The organism is Streptococcus sp. KR (genome assembly GCF_002238115.1).
Taxonomy (GTDB): domain Bacteria; phylum Bacillota; class Bacilli; order Lactobacillales; family Streptococcaceae; genus Streptococcus.
On sequence record NZ_NGVM01000101.1, the window covers coordinates 1 to 649 of the forward strand.

2 protein-coding genes are annotated in these 649 nt (G+C 38.4%); both read right to left on the minus strand.

Annotated elements, in window-relative coordinates; genetic code table 11:
• A partial coding sequence (locus CBI42_RS11075; protein ID WP_142294121.1) for a hypothetical protein occupies positions 1-236 on the minus strand: 236 nt, incomplete at its 3' end.
• 16 nt (positions 237-252) lie between these two features.
• Positions 253-649, minus strand: a 397-nt coding sequence (locus CBI42_RS11080; protein WP_179211407.1) for a type IV secretory system conjugative DNA transfer family protein, incomplete at its 5' end; no start/stop codon positions are given.

Genomic DNA, 649 nt, shown 5'->3' on the forward strand with positions numbered 1-649 from the left:
AATTCCTTAAATAAAAGATATCCTTCAGGAGTTGCATCTAGTTCACTAACAACTAATGGATCTTCCTGATTCGTTGTCACAAAAAGATGAGGAGCTAATTGATAAAAAGTCTCCTCATCTGCCTGTTTAAGTAGCTGCCAAATAGCATAACGTTCTGTGGCTAAATTTTCTAGCTTTAATGCTAAAACTTGTGAGATACTCTCCAGGTATCCTAATTGTATTTTTGGTGTTTCCATCCTACTATCCTTTCTGTTAAGCCACGAATAACTCTTTTAGCTGCGGAGTCAAATCGTTGGCATATAAAAGTAAGCCATCGATGTCTGTTCCTTTTCGAGTGTATTCGTACCAGTTTTTTTCGTCCTCAGGAGAACTTGCAATCTCATCTTTTCTAGGATGATCATCGACACTTGCTTTTTCATCTCTGAAGACATTTTGTTTAGAAATAAAGACCAGTCCTTCTTCTACCCCAATTCTTGAGACTTCATCTGGAGTTAGAAGGGGGCGCCCTTGAATTTGTTTATTTTCACTTGAGGATCCATTCCGATAACTATGCGATTTTGAGGTGGATCGAGTGCGTATAGTCTGCTTACCTGCCCTTGTAGAATAGTATTCCATTGTATCCTTGTCATTCGTACCTAAAAATAGGTGA